A 20,785-nucleotide genomic window follows, 5' to 3' on the forward strand; every position below is an offset into this window, starting at 1 on the left:
GGCGCTCGGGCACCGCATCAGCCGCAGCAGACCTTCGCGGGCGCTCACAACGCGCCGCGGCGCTCGCCCAGTCGTCCAGGTCGGGGACAGTGGGGCAAGCGCCGCGCTCAGTTCCGTACGTCGTTGTACGGGACGTCCTTGAAGGGGCCCGAGGGTCAGACCGTCAGGGAACGGTCCGTCGGGCGGATCGGGGCCGGCAGGGAGCTGGCGCCCGTGAGGTGGCGGTCGACGCCGCGGGCGGCCGAGCGGCCCTCGGCGATGGCCCAGACGATCAGCGACTGGCCACGGCCGGCGTCACCGGCGACGAAGACGCCATCGACGTTGGTGGCGAAGTCCGCGTCACGCGCGATGTTACCCCGCTCATCGAGGTCTAGACCAAATTGCGCGACCAGCCCGTTCTCCACGTCCGTGCCGGTGAAGCCCATCGCGAGCGTGACCAGCTGGGCGGGGATCTTGCGCTCGGTGCCCGGCTTCTGGGTCAGCTTGCCGTCGACGAACTCGACCTCGACGAGGTGCAGGAACTGCACGTTGCCGTCCTCGTCGCCCTCGAAGTGGGTGGTGGAGACGGAGTAGACCCGCTCGCCGCCCTCCTCGTGGGCCGAGGTGACCTTGTAGAGCATGGGGAAGGTCGGCCAGGGCTGGCCCGCGTTCCGCTCCTCGCCCGGCTTCGGCATGATCTCCAGCTGGGTGACCGAGGCCGCGCCCTGCCGGTGCGCCGTGCCGACGCAGTCCGCGCCGGTGTCGCCGCCGCCGATGACGACGACGTGCTTGCCCTCGGCGGTGATCGGCGGGGTGACGAAGTCGCCCTCCTGCACCTTGTTGGCGAGCGGCAGGTACTCCATCGCCTGGTGGATGCCCTTCAGCTCGCGGCCCGGCACGGGCAGGTCGCGGGCCGTGGTGGCGCCGGCGGCGACGACGACCGCGTCGAACCGCTTGCGCAGGTCGGTGGCGGTGATGTCGCGGCCGACCTCGACGCCGGTGCGGAACTTCGTACCCTCCGCGCGCATCTGCTCGATGCGCCGGTTGATGTGCCGCTTCTCCATCTTGAACTCGGGGATGCCGTAGCGCAGCAGACCGCCGATGCGGTCGGCCCGCTCGTACACGACCACGGTGTGGCCGGCCCGGGTCAGCTGCTGGGCGGCGGCGAGACCCGCCGGGCCCGAGCCGATGACGGCGACGGTCTTGCCGGAGAGGCGCTCGGGCACCTGCGGCCGGACGTCACCGCCGTCCCACGCCTTGTCGATGATCGAGACCTCGACGTTCTTGATGGTGACGGCCGGCTGGTTGATGCCGAGCACACAGGCCGCCTCGCACGGAGCCGGGCACAGGCGGCCGGTGAACTCCGGGAAGTTGTTGGTCGCGTGCAGCCGCTCCGACGCCGCCGACCAGTCCTCGCGGTAGGCGTAGTCGTTCCACTCGGGGATGAGGTTCCCCAGCGGACAGCCGTTGTGGCAGAACGGGATGCCGCAGTCCATGCAGCGGCCGGCCTGCTTGCTGATGATCGGCAGCAGGGAGCCGGGGACGTAGACCTCGTTCCAGTCCTTGACGCGCTCGCTCACCGGCCGGGTCTTGGCGACCTCGCGCCCGGTGGTCAGGAAGCCCTTGGGGTCAGCCATGGGTCGCCGCCTCCATCATCTTCTCGGTGGTCTCGGCCTCGGAGAGACCGGCGAGCTCAGCGGCGTCCTTGGCGGCGAGCACTGCCTTGTACGTGGTGGGGATGATCTTGCTGAAGCGGGCCGCGGCCGCGTCCCAGTCGCCGAGCAGCTTCTCGGCGACCGTGGAGCCGGTCTCCTCGTGGTGGCGGCGCACGACGTCGTGCAGCCACGTCTTGTCGGAGTCCGAGAGGGCCTCGATCGCACCCAGGTTGCCGGAGTTGACGTTGTTCCGGTCCAGGTCGATCACGTAGGCGACGCCGCCGGACATGCCGGCCGCGAAGTTGCGGCCGGTCTCGCCGAGGACGACCGCCGTGCCGCCGGTCATGTACTCGCAGCCGTGGTCGCCCACGCCCTCGGAGACGACCAGGGCGCCGGAGTTGCGGACGCAGAAGCGCTCGCCGGTGCGGCCGCGCAGGAACAGCTCGCCGCCGGTGGCTCCGTAGCCGATGGTGTTGCCCGCGATGGTGGAGTACTCGGCCAGGTGGTCGGCGCCCCGGTCCGGGCGGACGATCACGCGGCCGCCGGAGAGGCCCTTGCCGACGTAGTCGTTGGCGTCGCCCTCCAGGCGCAGGGTGACACCGGCCGGCAGGAAGGCGCCGAAGGACTGGCCGGCGGAGCCCGTGAAGGTGATGTCGATGGTGTCGGCCGGCAGGCCCGCGCCACCGAACTTCTTCGTCACGTGGTGGCCGAGCATGGTGCCGACGGTCCGGTTGATGTTCCGGATCGCGACCTGGGCGCGGACCGGCTGGGCGGCCTCCGCGGACTCGGCGTTCAGCGCCTCGGCGGCGAGCTCGATCAGCTCGTTGTCGAGGGCCTTCTCCAGGCCGTGGTCCTGCTCGACCAGGGCGTGGCGGACCGCGCCGGCGGGCAGCTCGGGCACGTGGAACAGCGGCTCCAGGTCCAGGCCCTGCGCCTTCCAGTGGGAGACGGCGCGGCTGGTGTCGAGCAGCTCGGCGTGGCCGACGGCCTCCTCGATGGAGCGGAAGCCCAGCTCGGCGAGGAGCTCGCGCACCTCCTGAGCGATGAACTCGAAGAAGTTGACGACGTACTCGGCCTTGCCGGAGAAGCGGTCGCGCAGGACCGGGTTCTGGGTGGCGATGCCGACCGGGCAGGTGTCCAGGTGGCAGACGCGCATCATGACGCAGCCGGAGACGACGAGCGGCGCGGTGGCGAAGCCGAACTCCTCGGCGCCGAGCAGCGCGGCGATGACGACGTCACGGCCGGTCTTGAGCTGGCCGTCGGTCTGCACGACGATCCGGTCGCGCAGGCCGTTGAGCAGCAGCGTCTGCTGGGTCTCGGCGAGGCCGAGCTCCCAGGGGCCGCCCGCGTGCTTCAGCGAGGTGAGCGGCGAGGCGCCCGTACCGCCGTCGTGGCCGGAGATGAGCACGACGTCGGCGTGGGCCTTGGAGACACCCGCGGCGACCGTGCCGACACCGACCTCCGACACCAGCTTCACGTGGATGCGGGCGGCCGGGTTGGCGTTCTTGAGGTCGTGGATCAGCTGGGCCAGATCCTCGATGGAGTAGATGTCGTGGTGCGGCGGCGGGGAGATCAGGCCGACGCCGGGCGTCGAGTGCCGGGTCTTGGCGACCCACGGGTAGACCTTGTGGCCGGGCAGCTGGCCGCCCTCGCCGGGCTTGGCGCCCTGGGCCATCTTGATCTGGATGTCGTCCGCGTTGACCAGGTACTCGGAGGTGACGCCGAAGCGGCCGGAGGCGACCTGCTTGATCGCGGAGCGGCGCGCCGGGTCGTAGAGGCGGTCCGGGTCCTCGCCGCCCTCACCGGTGTTGGACTTGCCGCCCAGCTGGTTCATGGCGATGGCGAGGGTCTCGTGGGCCTCGCGGGAGATGGAGCCGTACGACATGGCGCCGGTGGAGAAGCGCTTGACGATCTCGGAGACCGGCTCGACCTCGTCGATCGAGATGGGCGTACGGCCCTCGGCGGCGAAACCGAACAGACCGCGGAGCGTCATCAGGCGCTCGGACTGCTCGTTCACCCGCTCCGTGTACTTCTTGAAGATGTCGTACCGCTTGGAGCGCGTGGCGTGCTGCAGGCGGAAGACCGTCTCCGGGTCGAAGAGGTGCGGCTCGCCCTCGCGGCGCCACTGGTACTCGCCGCCGATGTCCAGGGCGCGGTGCGCCGAGGCGATGCCGGTGGCCGGGTACGCCTTGGCGTGCCGGGCGGCGACCTCCTTGGCGATGACGTCGAGGCCGGCGCCGCCAATCTTGGTGGCGGTGCCGTTGAAGTACTTCTCGACGAAGGCGGTGTCGAGGCCGACGGCCTCGAAGACCTGGGCGCCGCGGTAGGAGGCGACGGTGGAGATGCCCATCTTGGACATGACCTTGAGGACGCCCTTGCCGAGGGCGTAGATCAGGTTCCGGATGGCCTGCTCGGGCTCGATGTCCGACAGGAAGGTGCCGGCGCGGAGCAGGTCCTCGACGGACTCCATGGCCAGGTACGGGTTGACGGCGGCGGCGCCGTAGCCGATGAGCAGGGCCACGTGGTGGACCTCGCGCACGTCACCGGCCTCGACAAGGAGCCCCACCATGGTGCGCTGCTTGGTGCGGATGAGGTGGTGGTGGACGGCCGCGGTGAGCAGCAGCGACGGGATCGGCGCGTGCTCGGCGTCGGAGTGCCGGTCGGACAGGACGATCAGGCGGGCGCCGCCCTCGATCGCCGCGTCGGCCTCGGCGCAGATCTCCTCGATGCGGGCGGCGAGCGCGTCGCCGCCGCCGGAGACCCGGTAGAGGCCGGAGAGGGTCACGGCCTTCATGCCGGGCATGTCGCCGTCGGCGTTGATGTGGATGAGCTTGGCCAGCTCGTCGTTGTCGATCACCGGGAAGGGCAGCGTGACGCTGCGACAGGAGGCCGCGGTCGGGTCGAGCAGGTTGCTGCCGGGGCCGAGCGAGGACAGCAGCGAGGTGACGAGCTCCTCGCGGATGGCGTCCAGCGGCGGGTTGGTGACCTGCGCGAACAGCTGGGTGAAGTAGTCGAAGAGCAGCCGGGGCCGCGCGGACAGGGCGGCGATCGGCGAGTCCGTGCCCATGGAGCCGATCGGCTCGGCGCCGGTGCGGGCCATCGGGGCGAGGATGACGCGGAGCTCTTCCTCGGTGTAGCCGAAGGTCTGCTGGCGGCGGGTGACCGAGGCGTGGGTGTGCACGATGTGCTCGCGCTCGGGGAGGTCGGAGAGCTCGATCTCGCCGGTCTCCAGCCACTCCGCGTACGGGTGCTCGGCGGCGAGGGCGGCCTTGATCTCGTCGTCCTCGACGATGCGGTGCTCGGCGGTGTCGACGAGGAACATCTTGCCCGGCTGCAGCCGGCCCTTGCGGACGACCTTGGCGGGGTCGATGTCGAGGACGCCGACCTCGGAGGAGAGCACGACGAGGCCCTCGTCGGTGACCCAGTAGCGGCCGGGGCGCAGACCGTTGCGGTCGAGGACCGCGCCGACCTGGACGCCGTCGGTGAAGGTGACGCAGGCCGGGCCGTCCCAGGGCTCCATCAGGGTGGAGTGGTACTGGTAGAAGGCCTTGCGGGCCGGGTCCATGGAGGTGTGGTTCTCCCACGCCTCGGGGATCATCATCAGCACGCTGTGCGGCAGCGAGCGGCCGCCGAGGTGGAGCAGCTCCAGGACCTCGTCGAAGGAGGCGGAGTCGGATGCGTCGGGGGTGCAGACCGGGAAGATCCGCTCGATGCCCCGGCCGTCGGCGGCGGTGCCGAAGACGTCGCCGGCGAGCTGGGCCTCGCGGGCCGTCATCCAGTTGCGGTTGCCCTTGACCGTGTTGATCTCGCCGTTGTGGGCGACGAAGCGGTACGGGTGGGCGAGCGGCCAGCTCGGGAAGGTGTTCGTGGAGAACCGGGAGTGGACCAGGGCCACGGCGGTGGCGCAGCGGCGGTCCGACAGGTCCGGGAAGAAGGGCTCCAGCTGGCCGGTGGTCAGCATGCCCTTGTAGACGATGGTGCGGGCGGAGAGCGACGGGAAGTACGTCCCGGCCTCCCGCTCGGCGCGCTTGCGCAGGACGAACGCCTTGCGGTCGAGCGCGATGCCGCTGCTCGTGCCTCCCCCAGAGCCTTCGGCCTGGGAGGTACCCCCAGCGACGAAGAGCTGGCGGAAGACCGGCATGGTGGCGCGGGCGGAAGCGCCGAGCAGCTCGGGGGCGACGGGGACCTCGCGCCAGCCGAGGACGTTCAGACCCTCCTCGGACGCGATCGTCTCGATCTGCGAGACAGCCTGTGCGGAGCCGTCTGCGGGGAGGAAGGCGATGCCGACCGCGTACGAGCCGGCGGCGGGAAGCTCGAATCCGGCGACCTCGCGGAGGAAGGCGTCCGGGACCTGGAGCAGGATGCCGGCGCCGTCACCGGAGTCGGGCTCGGAGCCGGTGGCGCCGCGGTGTTCGAGATTGCGCAGTACCGTCAGCGCCTGCTCGACCAGCTCGTGGCTGGCAACACCGGTGAGGGTGGCCACGAACCCGACACCACAGGCGTCGTGTTCGTTACGGGGGTCGTACATCCCCTGCGGGGCGGGGCGACCGTCCATGGGCGACCAGGCGTCGGAACGCATCGGCTCTCCCGTCGTCGTCGTGGCATATGCAGCAGCCGAGGGACGACGTTGGCCCTCCGCGAAATTTCGTGCAGGTTACATGATGGCTGGCTTCTCGCGAAGTGGATAGCGCATTCCAGCATGCGGACACCGCCGATACGGGCGGTGGTGGTGTGCTGCGGCTCGTGCAGCGTGGTGCAGCCCTGGTTCAGCTGTGGGGGCGCGGGAACTACGGCGTTCTCGCGGGGGACGGAGCGACCCGTCGCAGGGGCGGGCCTCATTGCCCGCGGCGCTTGAGCCTCATGCCCGGTGGCCGGGCGTTCGAAACCGCCGGGTAATCGGCTAGATATGTGGCGGCCCGCATAGTGTCCCACTGGATCGCGGAATCCGCTCAGGGAGATACGTCACAGCGACGGACACCGCCGGCGACGTGTACGTACGCCGAAGGGCCCCCGGGATGTCCGGAGGCCCCTGCTCGGCGTTCCTGTCGGCCGTACGGCGCTACAGCGCCGCACCGAAGAGCATGCCGAGCCCGTACGTGACGGCCGCCGCGGCACCGCCGAGGACGAGCTGGCGAAGCCCGCTGAACCACCAGCTGCGGGCGGTCACCCGGGCCACGAGCGCGCCGCAGGCGAAGAGCCCGAGGAGCGCGAGCAGCAGCGCCGGCCACAGGGCGGTGGCACCGAGCAGGTACGGCAGTACGGGAAGCAGCGCGCCGAGCGCGAAGGAGCCGAACGAGGACACCGCGGCGACGGTCGGCGACGGCAGGTCGTCGGGGTCGATGCCCAGCTCCTCGCGGGCGTGGATCTCCAGCGCCTGCTCCGGGTCGCGGGACAGCTGCATGGCGACCTCGCGGGCGAGCGCGGGCTCGACGCCACGGGAGACGTAGAGCGCGGCCAGCTCCTCCATCTCGTCGACCGGGTGCTTGCGCAACTGGCGGCGCTCGACGTCGAGTTCGGCCTGGACGAGCTCGCGCTGCGAGGCGACCGAGGTGTACTCGCCGGCGGCCATCGAGAAGGCGCCGGCCGCGAGTCCGGCGAGGCCGGTGATGACGATGGTCTGCGAGGAGACGGCGCCGCCGGCCACACCGGTCATGAGCGCCAGGTTGGAGACGAGTCCGTCCATCGCGCCGAAGACCGCGGGGCGCAGCCAGCCGCCGTTGACGTCGCGGTGGGTGTGGTTGTCGCGGTGGGCCTCGTGGAGCGGTGCGACGGCTTCGATGATGGACATGCTTCTCCCCTGTCTTTCCTGCGGGTTCGGCGTGCCCGCCCCCTCCTGACCTCATCGAAAATACGCCCGATGTAAGGGGCGCGCCAGCAAGGTAGGCCGTACTTAGTAAGGCTCGTCTTAGTGAGGTGAGCCTGTCTGAGGACTGCCTTACCTCGGGTCTGACATGGCGTCACCTGGGTGACAGAAACGTTTCTGTGAAGGCTCGGGCCGCACGCGTGGCACAGATCGGAGGAGCGCGAAGAGGAGCGCGAAAGGGGACAGAGGATGGTCGGAACGACGCTGGGCGAACTGCGCGATCTGCGCGAGCGGGCGCGGGGCGCGCTGCTCGGACTCGCGGTCGGGGACGCGCTCGGCGCGCCCGCCGAGAACCTGCGCCCCTCACAGATCCGGGCCCGCTGGGGCCGGATCGAGGGCTTCGTGACGGACAGTCCGGCAGGCACCGACGACACCGAGTACGCCATCTTCTCCGGCCTGCTGCTCGCCCGGCACGGCTCCGCCCTCACCGTGGCCCATGTCGAACAGGCCTGGCACCACTGGATCGCCGACCTCGACGAGGGACCCTTCCGCGGCGCCGGCTTCTCCGAACGCGGCACCCTGGAGAACCTCCGCCGGGGCCTCGCCGCGCCCATCTCCGCCCAGCACCGGCACGCCTGGAGCGACGGCCTCGCCATGCGCGCCGCCCCCTTCGGCGTCTTCGCCGCCGGCCGCCCCGCCGAAGCGGCCCGGCTCGTCGCCGTCGACGGGACCGTCAGCCACGACGGCGAGGGCATCTACGGCGGCCAGGCCGTCGCCGCGGGCGTGGCGGCGGCGATGGGCGGCGCGTCCGTCACCTCCGTCATCGCCGCCGCCCTCTCCGTCGTCCCCATGGACTCCTGGACCGCCCGCTCCATGCGCCGCGCGGTCGTCGCCGCCCGGCGCGTCATCCCCGACCCCCTCGAACGCGAACGCGCCGTCCGCTCCGCCGTCGTCATCGGCGGCTACCCCTGGACCGACCTCGCCCCCGAGGCCGTCGCCCTCGCCTTCGGCGCCTTCGCCGCCGCCCGCGGCGACTTCCGCACCGCCGTGCTCACCGCCGTCAACATGGGCCGCGACGCCGACACGACGGCGGCGGTGGCGGGCGCGCTCGCGGGCGCGCTGGGCGGGACGGCGGCGATCCCGGAGGAGTGGGGGGCGGCGATCGGTCCGGCGCGGGGGAGCTGCCTGCCGTCGATGCGGGGCTACCACGTCCTCGACGTCGCGGACCTGCTGACCCCGGAGGAGGAGGAAGACCGATGACTGCTGTGGGCAATAGTTCCGCCGGGCGATGGGGGTACCCCCGGACGGAGTCTGGGGGAGGGTGGGCACAGCCCACGACGGCGGGTGCCGATACGACGGACGGCGCCCACGCGGACCCGCCCCCGGTACGGGACGGGCGCCGCGCCCCGGTACTCGGCACCGCCACGCGCACGCGCACCCGCCCCGCGGCCACCCCTCGCGACAGGATCGAGGGCCTCCTCCTCGGTCTCGCAGCGGGCGACGCCGCCGGGTGGCCCGCCGCCCGGCACCGGGCCGCCCGGATGCCCGAGTGGACCCGCCGGCTCACCCGCGAGCTCGACACCTTCGCGGAGGAGAACGCGACCACGACCCTGCCCGTGCCGATCGCCCTCAACCAGCCTCCCGAGCCCCTCCGCCTCGGCCCCTCCGACGACGCCGAGTGGGCGGTGTTCACCGCGGAGGCGCTGCTCGCCGCCTCGGGCCCGGGCCCCCTGTTCCGTGCGCTCACGCCCGAGCGGCGGCTGCGGGCCGCCGTCGACCTCGCCTGGAACTCCCTCGCGAGCCAGGTCGCCGCCGCGTCCGACCGCGCGCCCGAGGTGGAGTCCGCCGTCCTGCCGCTGCGCGCCCGGATCTCCGTCCGCGCCGGCCTCGGCAACCTCGCCGCCGGGCTGCGCCCGCCCGCCACCGGTCACGACAATCCGCACTACTTCGACGACGCCGCCTGCGTACGGGCCGCCGTCCTCGCCCTCGTCCACCCCGGGGACCCGGTCGCGGCCGCCGGACTCGCCGAGTTCGACGCCCGGTACACCCAGGACGGCGACGGCGTCCACGGCGCCCGCGCGATGGCGGCGGCCACCGCCGCCGCGGTCGGCGGGGCCGGGCCGGACGAGGCGGTGGCGGCGGCCCTGGACCAGCTCCCGCCCGCCACCGAGATCGGCCGCAACGGCCGGCACGCGGTCAAGCTGGCCCGTACCGCCGCCACCGCCTTCGAGCTGGTCCCGCTCCTGGAGCACCAGATCGTGGACCACGTCTACAGCTACGGCATCGCCGCCGCCGAGACCGTCCCCGTCGCGCTCGCGCTCACCCTCGCCGCCCGCGGCGACGTCGCCGTCGCCGTGCCCGCCGCGGCCTGTCTCTCCCGGGTCGCCGACTCGGCCCCGGCCCTGGTGGGCGCGCTCACCGGCGCGCTGGGCGGCGGTACGGCGGTCCCGGCGACCTGGCGGGAGGCGTGCCGGACCCTCGCGGGCTGTGCGCTGCCCCGGCTCGCGGGCACCGACCTGGTCGAACTCGCCGGGCTCCTCGCAGCCACGGAACCGGCCACCCTGGGTGGACAATTCCGACATGACACCCCTCACACCCCCGTTGGATGACCGGATCACCGGCAGCCTGGTCGGGGCCGCCGTGGGCGACGCCCTCGGCGGCCCGGTCGAGGGCTACACCCCCGAGCAGATCCTGGAACGCCACGGCGGCCGCGTCACCGGCGTCGTCGGCCCCTGGAACGGCGACGCCTGGCGCACCGCCCGCCCCATCGCCCCGTACCACAAGGGCGACGGGCACGTCACCGACGACACCCTGATGACGCACGCGCTGATCAGGGTGTACGAGAAGGTCCGCGACCACCTCGACGCGTACGCGGTCGCCGAGCACCTCGTCCCCGAACTCATGGGCCGCCCGGTCTGGATCCCCGAACTGGAGGCGGAGGCCCTGCCCCTCCAACGCGTCTTCCTCGCCGAGAAGTGGATCGTCGCCCGGCTCCACTACGGCCACGCCGACCCGCGCGAGGCCGGCACCGGAAACATCGTCAACTGCGGTGCCGCGATGTACATGGCGCCCGTCGGCCTGATCAACGCCGCCAACCCGTCGGCCGCCTACGCCGAGGCGCTCGACATCGCCGGCGCCCACCAGTCCTCGTACGGACGCGAGGCGGCCGGCGTGTTCGCGGCGGCCGTGGCGGCCGCCTGCGTCCCGGGCGCGACCCCGCGCTCGGTCGTCGACACGGCGCTCGCCCTCGCCAAGGACGGCACCCGGGCGGCGATCGAGGCGGTCGCCGAAGTCGCCGACGCCCACCGGGACTTCGAGTCGGCGCTCACCCCGCTCCGCCGCGCCGTCGCCCCCTTCGACTCGGTCGGCCCCGACTACCGCGCCCCCTCCCTCGACGCCCGCCGCCCCTCCCGCGTCCACGCCGTCGAGGAGCTGCCCGTCGCCCTCGGCATGCTGCTCGTCGGCGCGGGCGACTACCGCCGCACGGTCCTGGGCGCGGTCAACTACGGCCGCGACTGCGACTCCATCGCCACCATGGCCGGCGCGCTCGCGGGCGCCCTGCACGGCGAGTCCGCCGTCCCGCCCGACTGGGCCAAGCAGGTCGCCGAGGCCAGCCGCCTCGACCTCCACGCCCCGGCCACGACGCTCACCGCCGTCGCCCACGAGATCTTCACCCGCGACACCGCCCGCCGCCGCGCCCACGAGTCGGCGTACGCGACGCTGACGGGCACGACCCGATGACCGCCGGCGAAACGACCGACGCCGGGACGCGGTACCGGGCAGCCGCCGACACCAGGGCCGCCCAGCCCCGCGACGGCGCCGGGGCGCCGGAGCGTTCCGCCACGGTCGACGGCAGGGCCGTCGGATCCCACGCCACCGAGGCGGGAGGCGACGGCGTCCGGGCGCGGAGCCGTTCAGCCTCCGTCGACGGCACGACCGAGCGCCCCCGGGCCGGCGACCACGGCGCCAGGACCCCGGACCGGCCGGCCCCCGCCGACGGCGATGCCGGAGGCCGGAGCGCCGGAGCTCCAGGCCGCCCAGCGGCCGCCGGCCCTCTCCGCCTCACCTGGGTCCAGCCCGAGGACCTGGTCGGGCACGAACTCCGTCAGGCCACCGAGGACGGCCGCGACGCCCGCGACCTCGCCGCCCGCTGGTACGCGGCCGGCGGCCACGCCGCCCCGCCCACCGCCGGCGCCTCCCCCACCCCGTGCCCCGCCCTCCGCCCCCTGGCCGAGGAAATCCTGGACGCCCTGTCCGCACTCCCCAGCCCTCTGCTCACTCAGGAACCCACCGCCCTGGCTGCGATCATCACGGCCTGCCCCGACTGGCCACCGCCCCCCGCGCGCGAAGCGGCGCGGTTCCGGGGGTTCGGTGGCGCGGCCCTCGGTCTCGTCAGCGTTTCGGGAAGGGGCGGGGCGGGGGAATCCGACGCCCTGCTCAAGCGCCTGCACGCCGCCTGGCTCGGCCGCGCGGCCGGCTGCCTCCTCGGAAAGCCCGTCGAGAAACTCCCCCTCGCCGCCATCCGCGCCCTCGCCCGCGCCACCGGCAACTGGCCGCTCTCGGACTGGTTCACGGCCCGCGGCGTGGCCCCGCGTCTCCTCGCCGCGCACCCGTGGAACCGGCGCTCCGCCGACACCTCCCTCGCCGAGAACATCGACGGGATGCCCGAGGACGACGACCTCGACTACCCGCTCCTCAATCTGCTCCTCCTCCGCCGCCACGGCCGCGCCTTCACCACCGCCGACGTCGCCCGTCTCTGGCTCGACGAGCTGCCCGCCGGACGGACGTTCACCGCCGAGCGGATCGCCTACCGCAACCTCCTCGACGGCGTCGAACCCCCGCACACCGCCACCCGCCGCAACCCGTTCCGGGAGTGGATCGGGGCGCTGATCAGGGCGGACGTGCACGGCTGGACGCACCCGGGAGACCCGGCGGGCGCGGCCCGCCAGGCGTACCGGGACGCGGTCCTGACGCACACCGGGAACGGGGTGTACGGCGCGATGTTCGTCGCGGCCGCCCTCGCGCAGGCCGCGAGCGGCACGGCGGACGTACACCGGGCGCTGGCGGCCGGGCTCGCGGTCGTACCGCCGGAGTCACGGCTGGCGAAGGCCGTGCGCTTCGGCATCGCCGCCGCCCGCGCGGACCGTGACTTCGACGCCGTCGTGGACCGGCTCCACGGCGAGTTCGGCGGGTATCACTGGGTCCATGTCGTCCCCAACGCCGCCCTGCTCGCCGCCGCGCTCACCCACGCCGACGGCGACTTCACGCGCTCGATCTGCGCGGCGGTCTCCGGCGGCTGGGACACCGACTCCAACGGCGCCACCGCCGGTTCGGTCGCCGGGCTGCTCACCGGGCACCCCGACCGGCTGCCCGAGCGCTGGACCTCCCCTCTCAAGAACCGGCTCTCGACCTCGGTGCCGTCCTTCGACGGCATCGGCTTCGACACCCTGGCCGCACTGACGCACTCGGAGGCAGTACGCCCATGACCAGCCCCACCGCCGCCGGCAATCCGGCCGGCATCGTCGTGCTCGGCAGCACCAACATGGACCTCGTGGCCTACGTGGCCAAGGCCCCCGCCCGCGGAGAGACGGTCACCGGCCGCGAGTTCCGCACCGTCCCCGGCGGCAAGGGCGCCAACCAGGCGGTGGCCGCCGCGCGGGCGGGCGCGGAGGTGTCGATGATCGGCGCGGTGGGCGCCGACGACTTCGGCGCGCGGCTGCGGACCGCCCTCGACCACAGCTCGGTCGACACGGACCTGCTGCGCACGGTGGAGGGCCCGTCGGGCACCGCGCACATCGTCGTGGACGACGAGGGCGGCAACGCGATCGTCGTCGTCCCCGGCGCGAACGGCACCGTCACCTCCCTCGACCATGGCGACGAGGCGCTGATCGCGACCGCCGACACCCTGCTGCTCCAGCTCGAACTCCCCCTCTCCGTGGTCGTCGAGGGCGCCCGCTACGCCCGGGAGCACGGCGTGCGGACCGTCCTCACCCCGGCACCCGCGCGACGACTTCCGCCCGAACTCCTCACCTTCACCGATCTGTTGGTGCCGAACGAGCACGAGGCCGCCGCCCTCACCGACCTCTCCGACCCGCGCGCCGCCGGCCTCGCCCTGCTCGACGCCGTGCCGGAGGTGGTGGTCACCCTGGGCGCGGCCGGCTGTCTGTATCTGGCGCGCGGCCGGGAGCCGGTGGCCGTGCCCGCGCCACGGGTGAAGGCCGTGGACACCACCGCCGCCGGTGACACGTTCGTGGGCGCGCTGGCCGTGGCGGTCACCGAGGGCAGGCCGATGCCGGAGGCGCTGGCCTGGGCGTCGGCCGCCGCCGCGCTGTCGGTCCAGCGCGCGGGGGCGTCCACCTCGATGCCGTACCGCACCGAGATCGAGGCGGCCCTCGGCTCCGCCGGGAACCCGGAGGCCAGGCCCGTATGAGCACCGGCACAGGCACCCCGGCACCGGCCCCGGCCCCTCCCCTGCACGGACTGCGCGTCCTCGACCTCGCCACCCTCTTCGCGGGCCCGCTCGCCGCGACGCTGCTCGGCGACTTCGGCGCGGACGTGGTCAAGATCGAGCACCCCCGCAAGCCCGACCCGTCCCGCGGCCACGGCCCCGCCAAGGACGGCGTCGGTCTGTGGTGGAAGGTCCTCGGCCGCAACAAGCGGACCATGACCCTGGACCTGTCCACGCCGGGCGGCCGCGACACACTGCTGCGGCTGGCGGCCGGCGCGGACGTGGTCGTGGAGAACTTCCGGCCCGGCACCCTGGAGCGCTGGGGCCTCGGCTGGGAGGAGCTGTCGGCCGTCAACCCGCGCCTGGTGCTGGCCCGGGTCACCGGCTTCGGCCAGTTCGGCCCGTACGCCCACCGGCCCGGCTTCGGCACGCTCGCCGAGGCGATGAGCGGCTTCGCCGCCATCACCGGCGAGCCGGACGGCCCGCCGACCCTGCCGCCCTTCGGCCTCGCCGACTCCGTCGCGGCGCTCGCCACCGCGTACGCCGTGATGACCGCGCTCACCGCGAGGCACACCACCGGCCACGGCCAGGTCGTCGACATGGCCATCATCGAACCGATGCTCTCCGTCATCGGACCCCACCCCCTCTGGTACGACCAGCTCGGCTACGTCCAGCCGCGCACCGGCAACCGCTCCCGCAACAACGCCCCGCGCAACACGTACCGGACCTCCGACGGCTCCTGGGTCGCCGTGTCCACCTCCGCCCAGTCGATCGCCGAGCGCGTGCTGCGCCTGGTCGGCCGGCCGGAGCTGATCGACGAGCCCTGGTTCGCCGACGGCACCGGCCGGGCCGCGCACGCCGACGTCCTCGACGAGGCCGTCGGCTCCTGGATCGCCCGGCACACCCGCGAGGAGGCCATGACCGCCTTCGAGAAGGCGGAGGCGGCCATCGCCCCCGTCTACGACGTCCGGGACGTCCTCGACGACCCCCAGTTCCGGGCCCTCGGCACCGTCACCGAGGTCCCGGACCCCGAACTCGGCCCGCTCCGCATGCAGAACGTCCTCTTCCGGCTCTCCGGGACTCCCGGCGCGATCCGCTGGGCCGGCCGGCCGCACGGCGCCGACACCGCCGAACTCCTCACCGAACTCGGCCTCACCGGCACCGAGATCGACACCCTGCGCGCGCAAGGAGCCGTATGACCGCCGCGCCGCCCCTCACCTGGCTCTACGCACCGGGCGACCGGCCCGCCGTGGTGCGCAAGGCGCTCGTCTCCGGCGCCGACGTCGTCATCGTCGACCTGGAGGACTCGGTGGCGCCGGACCGCCGGGCCTACGCCCTGGCCGCCACCGCCGAGCTGCTCGCCGGCCCCCAGCCCGTGCCGGTCCATGTCCGCGTCCACACACCCCGCGACATCCCATCCCTGGTCTCCCTCCCCGGACTCGTCGCTCTCCGTGTTCCCAAGGTGACACACGCCACTGACATCGCCCGGATCGCCGAGCTCTCCGCGGGGCTTCCGCTCTATCCGCTCCTGGAGAACGCCCTCGCCGTGGAGCACGCCTTCGCCATCGCCACCGCGCACCGCTCGGTCCACGGCATCGCCCTCGGCGAGGCCGATCTCGCCGCCGACCTGGGCGTACGGGAGGACCGCGGCCTCGACTGGCCGCGCGGCCGGGTCGTGGTCGCCGCCCGGGCGGCCGGGCTCCCTCCACCGGTCCAGTCCGTGCACCCGGACGTCGGCGACCTCGACGCCCTGGCCGAGAGCTGCGCCCGGGGCCGGGCCCTGGGCTTCCTGGGCCGGGCCGCGATCCACCCCCGGCAGCTGCCGGTCATCGAACGGGCCTACCTCCCCGCCCCCGACGAGATCGCGGCGGCCGAGGAGGTCGTCAAGGCCGCCGAGGCCCAAGCCGGCGCCCTGGCCCTCCCCGACGGCCGCTTCGTGGACGCCGCCGTCGTCACGCGCGCCCGCCGCGTCCTGGCCCTGGCCGCCCGCCGGGCCTGACCGCCAGGACGAAACGGCGGAGGCCCGCCGGAACCAGTCGGTCCCGGCGGGCCTCCGCCGTGTGTCGTCCGTGCGCGGGTCAGCGCCCGCCCGCCCCGGCCCCGTTCCCGGCGCCGTCCTTCTCCCTGGCGGCGGTTCCCTTCTCGCCATCGCCATCGGCATCGGCATCGGCCTCTGCCTCTGCCTTGACCTCGGCCTTCGCCTCGGAATCCTCCGGAGACCTGTCCTCCGCGGCCGTGTCCTCCGCGGACTCGTCCGCCTTGCCCTCGACGTCCTTGAGGCCCTCGGCGCCTTCGCCGCCCTGGGCGGGCACGCCCTCTGCGGTCGCCTTCCGCGGCTCCACGATCTCCTCGCGGCCCGGGCGCAGCTTCGACGAGACGATCATGTACACCACGGCGAGCAGGCCGACGACGATCGCGGTCCACACGTTGAGGCGCAGGCCGAGGATGTGGTGCGCCTCGTCGATGCGCAGGTACTCGGTCCAGACGCGGCCCGAGCAGTACGCGGCGACGTACAGGGCGAAGGCACGGCCGTGGCCCAGCTTGAAGCGGCGGTCGGCCCAGATGACGAGGAAACCGACGGCGACGTTCCACAGCGACTCGTAGAGGAAGGTCGGCTGATAGAGGCCGGCTTCGCGGTTGGGGCCCTCGGTGATCTTCAGCGCCCACGGCAGGTCGGTCGGCTTGCCGTACAGCTCCTGGTTGAACCAGTTGCCCCAGCGGCCGATGGCCTGGGCGAAGGCGATGCCGGGCGCGATGGCGTCCGCGTACGCCGGGAGCGCGATGCCGCGGCGGCGGCAGCCGATCCAGGCGCCGACGGCACCGAGCGCGATGGCGCCCCAGATGCCGAGGCCGCCCTGCCAGATCTTGAAGGCGTCGACCCAGTTCTCACCCTCGCTGAAGTACAGCTGGTAGTCGGTGATCACGTGGTAGAGCCGGCCGCCGACGAGGCCGAAGGGCACCGCCCAGACGGCGATGTCGGCCACGGTGCCGGCGGTGCCGCCCCGGGCGATCCAGCGCTTGTTGCCGAGCCAGACGGCGACGAAGACACCGATGATGATGCAGAAGGCATAGCCGCGCAGCGGGATCGGTCCGAGGTGGATCACGCCGGTCGACGGGCTGGGAATGTAGGCAAGGTCCATGGCAACACCGACGCTACCCTGCCGGGCGGGCCGTGCGGCAGCCAGCCCGGCAACTTCTCCGTAACTACCTGCGGCACGTCAGTGGCGGGCGGGGGATCCGGCGGCCGGAGAGGCGGTGCCCGGCTTCTTGCCCTTGTTGGCCTCGGCGACCCACTTCTTCAGGTTCTCCGGGGAGATCTGCTCGTTCCCCTTCTGCGGGAAGATCGATTCTCCGTTGAGGAGGACGGACGGCGTGCCGGTGAAGTCGCTCTTCTTGAAGGCGTCCTGCGACTTCTTCACCCAGCTGTCGTGCGTGCCGTCCTCGACGCAGGCGCGGAAGGCCGGCGTGTCGAGGCCGGGGACCTGCGCGGCGAGCTCGATGAGCTTGGCGTTCTTCGCGTAGGCGTCGTCGGTCTCCTGCGGCTGGTTCTTGTAGAGCACGTCGTGGTACGCCGTGAACTTCCCGGCGTCCTGCGCGCAGGCGCCGGCGTTCGCGGCGCGCAGCGAGCCGCTGCCGCCGAGGTTGCCGTCGATCAGGGTCACCAGGTGGTACTCGGCCTTGAGCGCGCCGGACGCCTCCAGCTGGTGGATGCTGTCGCGCATGACGCTCTCGAACTGGGCGCACGCGGGGCAGCGGAAGTCCTCCCAGACGGTGAGCGTGGACGGGGCGTCCGTGCGGCCCTGCGGGATGGCGGGCTTGTCGCCGGGGATGGCGCCGGTCGGCTCGACGACGGGGCCGGCCTTGTCGGAGGTGCCCTTGCCCCCGCTGTTGGCGGCGATCACGCCGACGACCGCGGCCAGGCCGAGGACGCCGACCACCGCGGCCGACACGATGAGGACACGTCGCTGCTTCTCGCGGGCCTTGTCGCGCTCGCGCTGGTGCCGGAGGCGCTCCCGCGCGCTCTGGCTTCCGTCTCGGTTCTTCTCGCTCACGCCCACAGCAACGAACCGGGGAGGCACGCGCGTGCCTCCCCGGTGACGAATCCACCCGTATGGGTTACGAGGTGCGGCGCACGCCTTCGGCGAGTTCGGCCGCCAGTTCCCTTACGGCGCCGAGCGCCGCGGTCTGGTCGCCGTCCGCGTCGAGCATCCGCTTGACGAAGGCGGAGCCGACGATGACGCCGTCGGCGAAGCCGGCGACCTCACGCGCCTGGGCGGCGTTGGAGACGCCCAGACCGACGCAGACGGGCAGCTCGCCGGCGTCGGCGTCCCGGGTGCGCCGGACCAGGTCGGCGGCCTGCTCGCCGACCGACTCGCGGGTGCCGGTGACGCCCATCAGCGAGGCGGCGTAGACGAAGCCGGAACCGGCCTCGGTGATGGTGGCCAGACGCTCGTCCTTGCTGCTGGGCGCGACCACGAAGACCGTGGCGAGCCCGTGCCGGGTGGCGTGCTCGCGCCACACCGCGGACTCCTGGACCGGCAGGTCCGGCAGGATGCAGCCGGCGCCGCCGGCCGCCGCGAGCTCCTCGGTGAAGCGCTCGACGCCGTAGCGGTCGATGGGGTTCCAGTAGGTCATCACGAGGACCGGCTTGCCGGTGGCCTCGTGGGCCTCCTTCACCGTGCGCATGACGTCGGCGATCCGGACGCCGCCGCGCAGCGCGATGTCGTCGGCGGTCTGGATGACCGGGCCGTCGAGGACCGGGTCGCTGTGCGGCAGACCGACCTCGACGACGTCGGCGCCGCCGTCGAAGACGGCCTTGATGGCGGCGATGCCGCCGTCGACGGTCGGGAAGCCGGCCGGGAGGTACGCGATGAGCGCGGCCCGGTTCTCGGCCTTCGCCTTGGCCAGGGTGTCGCTCAGGAGCTGGATGTTGCCGGTCACTTCGCGTCCCCCTCGATCTCGGCGATGTCGGCGGCGTCCGCGGCCACCTCTGCGTCGGTGTCGTACAGCCCGAAATAGCGAGCGGCGGTGTCCATGTCCTTGTCGCCGCGTCCGGACAGGTTGACGACGATCAGCCCGTCCGGGCCGAGCTCCCTGCCGACCTCCAGGGCGCCGGCGAGGGCGTGCGCCGACTCGATGGCCGGGATGATGCCCTCCGTACGGGAGAGCAGTCGCAGCGCCTGCATGGCGGCGTCGTCGGTGACGGCGCGGTACTCGCCGCGGCCGCTGTCCTTGAGGTACGAGTGCTCCGGGCCGATGCCCGGGTAGTCGAGGCCCGCGGAGATCGAGTAGGGCTCGGTGATCTGGCCCTCGTCGTCCTGCAGGACGTAAGAGCGGGAGCCGTGCAGGATGCCCGGCTCGCCGGCCGTCAGGGTGGCCGCGTGCTCACCGGTCTCGACGCCGTGGCCGGCCGGCTCGCAGCCGATCAGCCGGACCTCGGCGTCCGGGATGAACGCGTGGAACAGGCCGATGGCGTTGGATCCGCCGCCGACGCAGGCGACGGCCGCGTCGGGCAGCCGGCCTGCCCGCTCCAGGATCTGGCGGCGGGCCTCCACACCGATCACCCGGTGGAAGTCGCGCACCATGGCGGGGAACGGGTGCGGGCCCGCGACGGTGCCGAACAGGTAGTGCGTGCGGTCCACGTTCGCGACCCAGTCGCGGAACGCCTCGTTGATGGCGTCCTTCAGCGTGCGGCTGCCGGACTTCACCGCGACGACCTCGGCGCCGAGCATGCGCATGCGGGCGACGTTGAGGGCCTGGCGCTGGGTGTCGATCTCGCCCATGTAGATGGTGCAGTCGAGACCGAAGAGGGCGCAGGCGGTGGCCGTGGCGACGCCGTGCTGGCCGGCGCCGGTCTCCGCGATCACCCGGGTCTTGCCCATGCGCTTGGTGAGCAGCGCCTGGCCGAGCACGTTGTTGATCTTGTGCGAGCCGGTGTGGTTCAGGTCCTCGCGCTTCAGGAACACGCGGGCGCCGCCGGCGTGCTCGGCGAACCGCGGCACCTCCGTGAGGGCGCTGGGGCGGCCCGTGTAGTTGACCATCAGGTCGTTGAGCTCGCGCGCGAACTCCGGGTCGTTCTTGGCCTTCTCGTACTCGACGGCGACCTCGTCGACGGCGGCGACGAGGGCCTCCGGGATGAACTTGCCGCCGTAGGCGCCGAAGTAGCCCTCGGCGTCGGGGATCTGACCCTCCGGGTCGGGAATGAAGAATTCCGTGGAATCGCTGGACATGCGGTTGCGCTCCTCGCGGGGCGGGTGCCCCGGGTGACGTGGGTTGGTGGTCACGGTATGCGCGCGTGTCACTCACGTACGGCAGCCCGCCACTGGGCGCGCCCGCGCCCCGCCCGAGCGACCCGACCGGGCCTCGGCCCGTGGGACGGCTCAGCTCGCCGACACGGGGCGCCCGACCCGACCGGGCCTCGGCCCGCGGGACGGCTCGCCACGCGACGCGTGACGCCCGACCCGGTCGAGACCTCCGCCCGTGGGACGGCTCGCCTGCCGACGCGTGACGCCCGACCCGCCGGGTCTGGCCCGTGGGACGGCTCGCCTCGCCGACGCGGGGCACCTCGCCCCGGCCCGCCCCGTGCGGGGCTTCGCCACCCCCGTTGTGGGCATTCGTTCCGCTGGGGCGGAACGGGTGGGCACAACGGGACGACGCCCCGTGCCGGGCCTAGGCTCCTCGCGCGTTGACGGCCAGCACGACGGCGACGCGGTCGTGGTGCGGGTCCAGGCACAAGGGGCGGAGGCGCCCGCGTCGGCGCCGTCCCGTGTGCCCACCCGTCCCGCCTGGGGGTCCCCCCGGACGAAGTCTGGGGGAGGGACGATTGCCCACACGGGGGGGGTGGGTGGGCGGGGCGGCGTCCCGGCCGGGCGCAGCCCACACGGGGTGGGCAGGCGGCGC

At 73.3% G+C, this 20,785-nt stretch carries 14 protein-coding genes; 7 read left to right on the forward strand and 7 right to left on the reverse strand.

What is annotated here, in order from left to right; all coding sequences use genetic code 11:
- Positions 1-155: 155 nt before the first annotated feature.
- From ACWEJX_RS08925 to ACWEJX_RS08935, 3 genes are all read right to left on the reverse strand, one after another.
- Positions 156-1,616, reverse strand: coding sequence for a glutamate synthase subunit beta (locus tag ACWEJX_RS08925; protein WP_451606834.1), 1,461 nt, complete (start codon positions 1,614-1,616; stop codon positions 156-158).
- Positions 1,609-6,213, reverse strand: coding sequence for a glutamate synthase large subunit (gene gltB / locus ACWEJX_RS08930; RefSeq protein WP_451606835.1), 4,605 nt, complete (start codon positions 6,211-6,213; stop codon positions 1,609-1,611). The genes ACWEJX_RS08925 and gltB overlap by 8 nt, the downstream gene beginning before the upstream one ends.
- A 480-nt stretch (positions 6,214-6,693) precedes the next feature.
- Positions 6,694-7,422 (reverse strand): VIT1/CCC1 transporter family protein, encoded by a 729-nt coding sequence (locus tag ACWEJX_RS08935; protein ID WP_451606836.1) that lies wholly within the window; start codon positions 7,420-7,422, stop codon positions 6,694-6,696.
- 264 nt (positions 7,423-7,686) lie between these two features.
- On the opposite strand from ACWEJX_RS08935, the gene ACWEJX_RS08940 reads away from it, so the two are divergent.
- From ACWEJX_RS08940 to ACWEJX_RS08970, 7 genes are read left to right on the forward strand one after another with little or no spacing between them, the layout of a single operon-like run.
- Entirely contained in the window at positions 7,687-8,697 is a 1,011-nt protein-coding gene (locus ACWEJX_RS08940) for an ADP-ribosylglycohydrolase family protein (protein ID WP_451606837.1), read from the forward strand.
- Positions 8,694-10,046 (forward strand): ADP-ribosylglycohydrolase family protein, encoded by a 1,353-nt coding sequence (locus tag ACWEJX_RS08945; protein ID WP_451606838.1) that lies wholly within the window; start codon positions 8,694-8,696, stop codon positions 10,044-10,046. Before ACWEJX_RS08940 ends, ACWEJX_RS08945 begins: the two co-directional genes overlap by 4 nt.
- A complete protein-coding gene (locus ACWEJX_RS08950; protein WP_451606839.1) occupies positions 10,018-11,178 on the forward strand; it encodes an ADP-ribosylglycohydrolase family protein in 1,161 nt (386 codons plus the stop codon). The genes ACWEJX_RS08945 and ACWEJX_RS08950 overlap by 29 nt, the downstream gene beginning before the upstream one ends.
- Positions 11,175-12,923: an ADP-ribosylglycohydrolase family protein gene (locus ACWEJX_RS08955; protein WP_451606840.1), complete on the forward strand. Its 1,749-nt coding sequence runs from the start codon at positions 11,175-11,177 to the stop codon at positions 12,921-12,923. Before ACWEJX_RS08950 ends, ACWEJX_RS08955 begins: the two co-directional genes overlap by 4 nt.
- Complete coding sequence (rbsK, locus tag ACWEJX_RS08960) at positions 12,920-13,867, forward strand: ribokinase (protein WP_451606841.1); 948 nt, start codon at positions 12,920-12,922, stop codon at positions 13,865-13,867. Before ACWEJX_RS08955 ends, rbsK begins: the two co-directional genes overlap by 4 nt.
- Complete coding sequence (locus ACWEJX_RS08965; protein ID WP_451606842.1) at positions 13,864-15,084, forward strand: CaiB/BaiF CoA transferase family protein; 1,221 nt, start codon at positions 13,864-13,866, stop codon at positions 15,082-15,084. The genes rbsK and ACWEJX_RS08965 overlap by 4 nt, the downstream gene beginning before the upstream one ends.
- Positions 15,081-15,884 (forward strand): HpcH/HpaI aldolase/citrate lyase family protein, encoded by an 804-nt coding sequence (locus tag ACWEJX_RS08970; protein WP_451606843.1) that lies wholly within the window; start codon positions 15,081-15,083, stop codon positions 15,882-15,884. Before ACWEJX_RS08965 ends, ACWEJX_RS08970 begins: the two co-directional genes overlap by 4 nt.
- Positions 15,885-15,963: 79 nt before the next feature.
- On the opposite strand, the gene lgt is transcribed toward ACWEJX_RS08970, so the two are convergent.
- The 4 genes from lgt to trpB form a co-directional block, all read right to left on the reverse strand.
- Entirely contained in the window at positions 15,964-17,025 is a 1,062-nt protein-coding gene (gene lgt, locus ACWEJX_RS08975) for a prolipoprotein diacylglyceryl transferase (RefSeq protein WP_451606844.1), read from the reverse strand.
- A gap of 78 nt (positions 17,026-17,103) precedes the next feature.
- The gene (locus ACWEJX_RS08980; protein ID WP_451606845.1) at positions 17,104-17,937 is read right to left on the reverse strand and encodes a DsbA family protein; all 834 of its coding nucleotides are present in this window, start codon (positions 17,935-17,937) and stop codon (positions 17,104-17,106) included.
- 64 nt (positions 17,938-18,001) lie between these two features.
- Positions 18,002-18,826, reverse strand: coding sequence for a tryptophan synthase subunit alpha (trpA, locus tag ACWEJX_RS08985; protein ID WP_451606846.1), 825 nt, complete (start codon positions 18,824-18,826; stop codon positions 18,002-18,004).
- The gene (trpB, locus tag ACWEJX_RS08990; protein WP_451606847.1) at positions 18,823-20,115 is read right to left on the reverse strand and encodes a tryptophan synthase subunit beta; all 1,293 of its coding nucleotides are present in this window, start codon (positions 20,113-20,115) and stop codon (positions 18,823-18,825) included. The genes trpA and trpB overlap by 4 nt, the downstream gene beginning before the upstream one ends.
- Between the last annotated feature and the right edge of the window lie 670 nt (positions 20,116-20,785).

It is taken from the genome of Streptomyces sp. NPDC004788, from assembly GCF_053601115.1.